Origin of the sequence: Paenalcaligenes sp., from assembly GCF_030152715.1 — a bacterium.
Lineage (GTDB): Bacteria > Pseudomonadota > Gammaproteobacteria > Burkholderiales > Burkholderiaceae_B > Paenalcaligenes > Paenalcaligenes hermetiae.
Genome location: NZ_JASLIX010000133.1, coordinates 1 through 9,208 on the forward strand (window position 1 = coordinate 1; position 9,208 = coordinate 9,208).

At 46.2% G+C, this 9,208-nt stretch carries 9 protein-coding genes; 2 read left to right on the forward strand and 7 right to left on the reverse strand.

Annotated elements, in window-relative coordinates; genetic code table 11:
- The 3 genes from Q1V74_RS10740 to Q1V74_RS10750 all read right to left on the reverse strand — a co-directional run.
- Nucleotides 1-479, reverse strand: a 479-nt coding sequence (locus tag Q1V74_RS10740; RefSeq protein WP_300648820.1) for a methyltransferase domain-containing protein, incomplete at its 3' end; no start/stop codon positions are given.
- A gap of 2 nt (nt 480-481) precedes the next feature.
- Nucleotides 482-910 (reverse strand): tetratricopeptide repeat protein, encoded by a 429-nt coding sequence (locus Q1V74_RS10745; RefSeq protein WP_300648822.1) that lies wholly within the window; start codon nt 908-910, stop codon nt 482-484.
- Between the two features lie 99 nt (nt 911-1,009).
- Nucleotides 1,010-2,434, reverse strand: a complete 1,425-nt coding sequence (locus Q1V74_RS10750) for an aspartate ammonia-lyase (RefSeq protein ID WP_300648824.1) — start codon at nt 2,432-2,434, stop codon at nt 1,010-1,012.
- Between the two features lie 175 nt (nt 2,435-2,609).
- On the opposite strand from Q1V74_RS10750, the gene Q1V74_RS10755 reads away from it, so the two are divergent.
- Nucleotides 2,610-3,860 carry a HAMP domain-containing sensor histidine kinase gene (locus Q1V74_RS10755; protein ID WP_300648826.1) on the forward strand — a complete coding sequence of 417 codons (1,251 nt, stop codon included), beginning with the start codon at nt 2,610-2,612 and terminating at the stop codon, nt 3,858-3,860.
- 59 nt (nt 3,861-3,919) lie between these two features.
- Here Q1V74_RS10755 and serA read toward each other — a convergent pair whose 3' ends face one another.
- Nucleotides 3,920-5,152, reverse strand: coding sequence for a phosphoglycerate dehydrogenase (gene serA / locus Q1V74_RS10760; protein ID WP_300648828.1), 1,233 nt, complete (start codon nt 5,150-5,152; stop codon nt 3,920-3,922).
- 188 nt (nt 5,153-5,340) lie between these two features.
- Between serA and Q1V74_RS10765 the strand changes: the two genes are divergently transcribed.
- Nucleotides 5,341-6,189: a mechanosensitive ion channel family protein gene (locus Q1V74_RS10765; protein WP_260649650.1), complete on the forward strand. Its 849-nt coding sequence runs from the start codon at nt 5,341-5,343 to the stop codon at nt 6,187-6,189.
- Nucleotides 6,190-6,244: 55 nt separating this feature from the next.
- Here the strand turns inward: Q1V74_RS10765 and Q1V74_RS10770 are convergent, their stop codons facing one another.
- The 3 genes from Q1V74_RS10770 to Q1V74_RS10780 all read right to left on the reverse strand — a co-directional run.
- Nucleotides 6,245-6,778, reverse strand: coding sequence for a ferritin-like domain-containing protein (locus tag Q1V74_RS10770; RefSeq protein WP_300648830.1), 534 nt, complete (start codon nt 6,776-6,778; stop codon nt 6,245-6,247).
- A gap of 400 nt (nt 6,779-7,178) precedes the next feature.
- Nucleotides 7,179-7,712, reverse strand: coding sequence for an inorganic diphosphatase (gene ppa / locus Q1V74_RS10775; RefSeq protein WP_300648832.1), 534 nt, complete (start codon nt 7,710-7,712; stop codon nt 7,179-7,181).
- A gap of 22 nt (nt 7,713-7,734) precedes the next feature.
- Nucleotides 7,735-9,208 (reverse strand): heme biosynthesis HemY N-terminal domain-containing protein (locus Q1V74_RS10780; protein WP_366524689.1); only part of this gene is annotated, 1,474 nt, incomplete at its 5' end.

Consider the following 9,208-nt stretch of genomic DNA (forward strand, 5'->3'; position numbering starts at 1 on the left):
GGATAGGTCAAATACACTCGACGCCTTGCCTGTTGGGTCAGTTTTTTGAGTGCCGCCGCCATATCCTCGACCAAAGTAGATCGCGAAGCAACCACCACATCGCAAACAGGCACATCCTGCCAATCATCTTCCCAGTCTTTACATAATGTTTTAATATTATGCGCCTGATAGTGTTGGGCATTCTCTTGCAGTTTGGCCAGCATACCCACACTGTAATCCAGCGCATACACCTGCCGTACATAAGGCGCGGCAAGTACCGCCACGGCCCCAGCACCACAGCCCACATCTAACAGGGTTTCTGTTTTTTGCAACGATAGTGCTTGTAATAAAGCGTGCGTATAAGCGTCCTCTAGCTGCCCTATCCCTATCTGCTGGGCTTTAGCATCCCATTTTTCTGGGCTAGAACGAGGTCGAGCTGCCAACTGCTTATGCTGTTTATACAAGGCCGCAAAGTCAATATCATGAATGGTTTTTAACATTTTTAAAGTGCACCCAAATCATAAAGATAAGCCAAACAGGCCTCGCCATCGACAGGGTCCGCTATAAAAATCCCTTCGCCATCTAAATCGTAAGCTTTTAAAAGATACTTGGCCGCTTTGTCTTGGCCTGAGCGCCAAGCGCATTTACCTAGCATGTAATAAGGATACGGATTTTCTTTGCCCTCGGGGTTATGGGCTGCTTGTTCTAATACCGCTGTGGCCTCATCGTAGCGCTCTAGCTGATATAAGGCCTCTCCCATCGACGCATATAACCAAAAGGCCGCCTGCCATTGATTAACTGGAGCAGGTAATACATCTAGCGCCTGCTGCCATAATACGATTGCCTCCTCGTAGCGCCCCTGATCTAAGGCAATATTGCCCTGATCCGCTAGCTCATAGAGACTTTGATAAAGCTCTTCTTGTAAATGCATAACCATACTCCTGTGGTAATTCTTTAACCATTTTATCCCACAAACAAAAAGGCATAGCCTTTTGAGCTATGCCTTGATGCCGTTGTCGCTTTGCTTAGATTAGCTGTTCACTGGAACCAAACGGGGAGCGATCATATTCTGGGGTTTCAAAATATCATCCAATACGTCGTCTTCGAGGAGTTTTTCCTCGCGCACCAGCTCCAGAATCCCACGACCACTCTCTAGGGCTTTTTTAGCAATTCGTGTGGAGTTTTGGTAACCAATATAGGGGTTAAGTGCCGTCACTAGCCCAATAGAATGCTCGACCAAATGCAGGCAGTGGTTTTCATTAGCGGTAATGTCATCAATACAAAGCTCGCGCAACATATCCATCGAGCGCTGCAATAAACGAATGGAATCAAACATTTTGTAAGCAATGATCGGTTCCATGACGTTTAGCTGTAGCTGACCGGCTTCCGCCGCCATGGTCAGTGTTAGATCATTGCCTATGATTTCAAACGCCACTTGATTCACGGCCTCTGGAATCACGGGATTGACTTTACCCGGCATAATCGAGCTACCTGGCTGACGGGCAGGAAGATTAATCTCGTTAATCCCTGTGCGTGGTCCGCTCGAAAGCAAGCGTAAGTCATTACAGATTTTTGAGAGTTTAACCGCTGTGCGCTTGAGCATACCGGAGAACAAGACAAAGTCACCCATATCTGAAGTGGCTTCGATCAGGTCCACCGCCGATTTGACCGGATGACCACTGATCGCAGCCAATCGCTCTACGGCTAAACGTTGGTAGCTAGGGTCAGCATTAATCCCTGTACCAATTGCGGTTCCACCTAGGTTTACCTCGCAAAGCAGCTCTGGCACCAGCGTGCGTAAACGGCATAAATCTTCTTCGAGGGTGGTTGCAAACGCTTGGAATTCCTGACCAAGGGTCATAGGAACAGCATCCTGAAGCTGTGTACGCCCCATTTTTAATACATGCTCAAAAGCCTGTGCTTTTACCCGAAACGCCGCGATCAAATTTTCTAAGCTCAGTAAAAGCTTGTCATGCCCTAACAACAGCCCCAAGCGAATTGCGGTAGGGTAAGAATCGTTAGTAGACTGCGCCATGTTCACGTCATTGTTGGGGTTAACTTGTTTGTAGTCCCCCTTTTCGCAGCCTAAGTATTCCAACGCCACATTCGCAATGACCTCGTTGGCATTCATATTCGTCGAGGTACCAGCACCCCCTTGAATCATATCCACCACAAACTGATCATGGAATTCACCCTGCATAATGCGTTGACATGCGTGGGTAATCGCCTGATGTTTGCATGTAGTCAAATAGCCTAGCTCGTGATTTGCATCGGCAGCAGCATGTTTAACCATGGCCAACGCAATCACAAAATTAGGAAAATGCGCTAACGGCACCCCAGAAAGCTTGAAGTTCTGGACAGCACGTAGAGTTTGAATGCCATAATAGGCATGAGAAGGAACTTCTAATTGACCTAAAAGGTCTTCTTCGGTACGAGTAGATACAGTTTCTGGCACGATAATTCAACCTAAGCAAATGCTTTTTACATATAAACGGCAAAAAAATATTTTAAAACGCAAAAAGCCGATTGCGCTAATGTTTTTTACGCTTTTGTACACAATAAAGCGCATTTTTTATATTATGAAAACAATTAAGATTAGCACCTAAACCGCTACAATCCAAGCCTTGCCTATGAAACCCATCGCGAATCGTATCTACCGTGCCATTTTTATTGTCAGCCTAATCAGTATGATCACAATGGTGCTGACTCTTTTTTTAGCCAACGAAAGCTTAGAATACACCATGCTAAAAATGTCACCTGAGCTTGGCGATGCCCCTATTATCGCGCCAATGCAAGGTACAGAGCCCTTTATTTGGCAAAGCGCTTCACACCAAATTGCTTATATCCCTGCTGGCCAACCCCACCCCGCTCATTTCCCGAGTTTATTTAATGCCTTAGCACAACGTGAGGTCGCTGAGGTCTACGAACAAGACCAAACTTTTTTACTTAATAAGCAAACCACCTCTCATGGCACACTGTATGTGGCACGCAACATTACGGCATTTGAGCAGCGTGAAGACAAATTCACTGCTCTCACCTTTATTTTGGTCGGATTAATTTCCATACTCAGCTGGTGGCTGGCTCGTGTCAGTAGCCAAAAAATCACCACCCCTTTACAACGGCTTAGTCAAACCATCCAACAACTGCCCGTTGGCCCGAACCTGCCACAACTCAAGCTGAACTATCAAGACCAAGAGCTCTACGATATTGCCCAAACATTTAACCGCTTTTTAGCCGAGCTCACCGCCTATATGCAGCGCGAAAAAAACCTACTGCATTTGGCTAGTCACGAGCTACGGACACCTATTGCTGTCATCGCCGGCGCCATAGAAATTATCGAAGCCCGTAACCAACTTAGCCCTGCCGATCAAAAAACCTTACAACGCTTAAAGCGCGCCAATCAGGATATGACAGATAATATTAATACGATTTTGCGCTTATCCCGTTATGAGTCCAGCCACGATATACATACCGTTCATCTCCAATCACTTATTCAGCAATTACTCCAAGATATGGGAACGGTGTACCCTATCCCACAACGTGTGCATTTTCACAGCCATGCGCAGCCCCAGGTTGAAGCCAACGCCCTACTCATCACCATGCTATTGCGTAATTTGATTCAAAATGCACTGCAGCACACAACGGGAACCATTACGCTACACCTCTACGCCGATCATATACTATTACAAGACCAAGGTCGGGGTTTAAGCCCACAGCAACAAGCTCGACTTGGACAGCAGCAAGCTCCCACAACAGGGGGACTGGGTCTGTATATTGTCACACTGATGTGTGAAAAACTGTCTTGGCGCTTAGACTTAAAAAGTGAACTCGATCACGGCACCCAAATCGAGTTGTTTTTTCTGCCTGCTCAGGCTGTGTAATCCTCGTTAAAAAAGCCCTTTGATATACACCAAAGGGCTTTAAATAACACCAGTGAGAACTAGCTAAACAACAAGCGACAACGCATCGTTCCCGGAATTTCTTTTAACGCTTGATAAGCCTGCTGGGAATGCGCTTGATCCACATCAATGACCACATAGCCCACGGCTTCATCTGTTTGCAAAAACTGCCCCGATACGTTGATATCACTATCAGCAAAAACTTTATTAATGGCCCCTAACATACCCGGCTGATTTTTGTGAATATGTAAAATGCGATGCTTGCCAGGGTGCGAGGGCAAAGCCAGCTCAGGAAAGTTCACCGAGGACACCGACGTGCCATTATCGCTATATTTCACAAGCTTTTGTGCCACCTCGATCCCAATATTGGCCTGAGCCTCTTGGGTGGAACCCCCAATATGAGGGGTTAAAATCACATTATCCAGGCCACGTAGCGGACTGAGAAACTCATCATCATTGGAGCGGGGCTCCACTGGGAACACATCAATGGCCGCACCGGCTAGATGCTTGTCCTGAATCGCCGCTGCCAAGGCATCGATATCGACCACCGTGCCTCGCGCCGCGTTAAGCAACACGGCACCCTTTTTCATGGTGCGTATTTGTTTTTCGCCCATCATCATATGCGTAGAGGGTAGCTCTGGCACGTGTAAGGAAACCACATCACTTTGGGCAAGAAGCTGATCAAGCTGATCAAGCTGGCGGGCATTACCTAAAGGCAGCTTCGTGACCACATCGTAATACACCACATTCATGCCTAAGGCTTCGGCCAATACGGATAACTGTGTACCAATTGAACCATACCCAATAATCCCTAGCGTCTTACCGCGCATCTCGTAAGAACCCGCCGCACTCTTGAGCCATTTGCCCTGATGAGCCGCCGCATTTTTTTGCGGAATGCCACGTAGCAACATAATGGCTTCACCTAAAACTAGCTCTGCCACCGAACGCGTATTAGAGTGCGGTGCATTAAAGACAGCAATCCCCCGCTCACGAGCAGCAGTTAAATCCACCTGATTCGTACCAATACAAAAACATCCTACGGCCACCAGCTTTTCTGCCACATCAAAGACTTCTTTAGTGAGCTGGGTGCGAGAACGGATACCAATAAAATGCGCATCGGCAATCTTGGCTTTGAGCTCATCACCCGACAACGCACTGGGAATGGTTTCAATGTTGTCGTAACCGGCGGCATTAAAGGTGTTTATTGCATTTTGATGCACACCTTCAAGTAATAAAATACGAATTTTGCTTTTATCTAAGGATGTTTTGCTCATCAATAAACCTTTCGTGCAAAAAAAATCAATTCTGTTACCTAAATGCTACCACAAGCTAGCCAACGAAATGGAATACCCCTACCCTTTCTCAAAGCAAACTGCTGACGACAACGAGCACTTAGCATAGGGTTTTAAGCCACAGGCTGATAAAATAAGCCGTATTTTGACTTCATCCGAGGAACTTTCACTTGATTAGTAGCCTAAATACCTTTTTTGGTGGTGAGCTAGTACGTATCGTTTCATCCATTGTGGTGATTATCGTTGCTATCTTTCTCAACCATCTTAATGTGCGCTATCAAACCTCACCGGCACGCGCGCAAGCTAAGCGGGGCCAAGGCCGACAACAACTGGTTTTAATTAAAAACGTCATCATCTTGGCTGCTGTTAGCTTTATTGTCATGATTTGGGCCACCAAGATTGCTGGTGTAGCGATTTCCCTTTCCGCTTTTGCCATGGCATTGGTTTTATCCACCAAAGAGCTTATTATGTGCATCACCGGTTACACCATGTTTGCTATGTCGCGCCCTTTTAATGTGGGAGACCATATTGAACTCAGCGGTGTGCAGGGCCTGGTAGTAGATGTGGACCTACTGAATATCACCCTTTCTGAAACCAATGGTTCCCATCAAATTACGGGTAAAACCATTGTGCTACCTAATAGTGTATTGCTAACTGCGGTCATCACGAATCACTTTGGGCTAGGTGCTTATGTCGTGGGCACACTGCGCATTGCTGTCCCTTACGCCACGCCGCGAGCCGAGTTCACAGATATTGCTACGCGTATTGCAACCCGCATTTGTGAGCCATGGGCAAATGACTCATTACGTCATTTTCAACGCTTGGGCTCCAGAGCCCTTTTAGAAGCCCCATCTAATAAAATAGAGGTGCTGTGGGAACCTGTAGACACCAAGCAGCACTGGGTGGAAATACGCTTTTTAGTGCCTGCTGCCCAAAAAGAGGCCGTATCCCAACAAATCCAAAATCAAATCTGGCAAGAATATGGCGCCCAGCTTAGTCTGCTGCCCCACTCCCAATAAAAATGCCCCGTCACCATCCAGGGGACGAGGCACCTTGCTACAACAAAATACCGATTTACAAGCCTAATAAATCGCTCATTTCATCCGCATGCTCTTCTTCTACTGCCATAATTTCCGTTAACATTTGACGTGTGGTGGGGTCGGTATCACCAATAATTGCAATCATCTGACGATACGACTCCACGGCAATACGCTCAGCAATTAAGTTCGCACGAATCATGTCCTTAATATCAGCACTGGTATCGTATTCGGCATGACTACGTGTTACTAAGGTCGCTGGGTCTAAATCGGGCTCACCATTTAACTGCACAATGCGCTCAGCAATACGGCTAGCATGCTCTTGCTCCTGTTGTGCATGCTCTAAAAACTCCGCTTTAATGGATTCGTTATGGATACCTGTAGCGGTGAAATAATGGCGCATATAGCGCAATACACAGACCCATTCTGTCGCCAATGCTTCGTTGAGCATTTGGATGATTTTTTCTCTATCGCCCTGATAGCCGGAAGAAACTGCCCCGTCGTCAACATGTTTTTTTGCTTGCGCACGAATTGCGACGACATCAAGAATACTCTGGTTATTTTGGCTCATGGCTTATTCCTTTTCAATAATCATACAAACAACGGTCTGTACTTCTAATACCACCATAGCCCAGCCGCTCAATACAAAATGTAACCATGAACAACGAAAAAAAACAGCGGCAAAATGCCGCTGTATAAAACACAAGATCCTAATGCCGTAAGATCTCGAAACACTCGTCCCCTTATCCTGCGCGCTTTTTGACTTGTTCAAACGCTGAACTGATCTTACTGCATGTTACATAAATAAGCAAAATAACCCTGTATTAAATTTATTAATACTTGATAAAAAACCACACTCCCCTATCAACAACAGCCATTTAATGCTAAGCAGCTGCTATCACTGGCAACGCATAAAAAAAGGCTTTACATTCCATCATGTAAAGCCTTTTTTCTGCATAGCGCTTTAGCTATTATTTTGCTGCTTTATAGCGCTCGATACTGCTCGTGATTTCCGCTTTGGCCGCATCTGCATCCGCCCAGCCTTGGACCTTAACCCACTTCCCTTTTTCTAAGTCTTTATAACGCTCAAAAAAGTGCTGGATACGATCTAATTCCTCTTGGGGTAAATCAGAAGGTGCATTGATATGGCGGTATGGAGGATAAAGTTTAGTTACAGGTACAGCCAACACCTTAGCATCGCCACCGGCTTCGTCTTCCATATTCAATACCCCTACGGCACGACATTTTACTACCGCACCTACCTGAATTGGAAAAGGCGATAAAACCAACACATCTACCGGATCGCCATCCTCGGAAATAGTTTGTGGCACATAGCCATAGTTACATGGATAATGCATCGCCGCCAACATAAAGCGGTCTACCATCACCACGCCTGTTTTATCATCAATTTCATATTTGACCGGATCCGAATTCATCGGGATCTCTACAACCACGTTGAATTCTTCGGGGGCATTGTCGCCATAACTTATTGCAGTCAAGCTCATTGATACGCCTTTATAAAAACAATTAATCTTTTGAGCGAGAGGAACCATCAGAAGTCATCGTTACATCCACTCCAGGAATAGGAGCAGAATCAAAATAATGATCTGGATGATGACTGTTCTCGCTCGTTTCAGTCATTTCGCTAGGTGCAAGCACCGTATGCGACTTTGCGCCTAAAACACTGCTATCTACTGCACTTGCAGCCATAGGACGCTCATTATCTACGATCAGCGGTGCTTCGGGCAAGTGACCATCAACCAAGGTAGGATCCGCCTGTAAATCAGCCGCTGGTAATAAGCGATTAGGAGTCATAACAGGTAGTGCACCTGCCGTGACTGCCGCAATACGCCAATGATACCTAGCGTCCTCTTCTCGTCCTAATGCATCATACAACTGAGCCAACAAAGCATGCACGCGTAAGTCATTACGGATTTTCATGCTGCGTTTTAAATAATGCTCAGCTTGGCCCCACAACTGCCCTGTAATACACAAACGCCCTAAAGCGATCAATAAGGCTGGGTCGTGTGGGTATTTTTGCAACCACTCTTCCGCTTTACTTAAGCGACGACTGTAATGCTCAGCTGGGCAGTTAGCATATAAACTATACAATTCCGGACTAGGTTTTTGCTGAATCGCTGCTTCTAATACTCGCGCTTGCTCTTCATAGTTTTGCTGTGCCTCTAGGAACTGCGCCGCCGCTATAGCCACCTGCTCCAGATTTTTTTCTTCAGTGCGCAAATCATTCCAGACTGCTTTAAACGAATCTATCTGTGTGGCCGACTGAATACGTCGCGCTGCCGCATACTCGATATAAGCTAAAGCTTGCGTTTTATCAATCGCGCTACGACGCAATAACAAACGAGTTAGCTCATAAACACGCTCATAGTTATCTTGCTGTCTGTATGCTTTCAGCAATAAACGGGTAGCATGAAAATGACGTGAGCTCGCATCCTGTACCGGCTGCAATAAATCAATCGCCTGCTGGGTTTGTCCTTGCTCTAAATAGAGCTCAGCAGCAGCGGTCGCGTAGGCTAACTTTAAACGAGGATCCGAACCCGCGTTTTTTTGTGCAATCTGTAACGCCTCATCGCGACGCTGATATTCTTCTAGGTACTGTGAGGCCTGTGCAGAGGCCAAACCAGCCACCACCTTTGAGGTTTTTGACTTGGTTTTGGCTAGCAATTTAGAGAGCTCTTTTTCCGCTTGCGCATAACGGCCTTCCAGCGTACTAATCCACCCATTTTGCAAAAGCGCTTGATCACGTTTTTCTGCTCGGCGACGTCGCCAAATTTTAAAACGCTCGGGACTACCTGTTAACCACGAAAGCAAACGTAATAGTGCATAAAAACCAAAAAACCCGGCAATCAGAGCGATCACACCAAAAGTAATAGAAAAGCTCACGTGCCAAGGCGGTGCAACAATCAGTACATTACCATTATGATCACGTAACACCAGCGCTAGTGCTACGGCCGCTACAAATACAATACATGTCCAAATC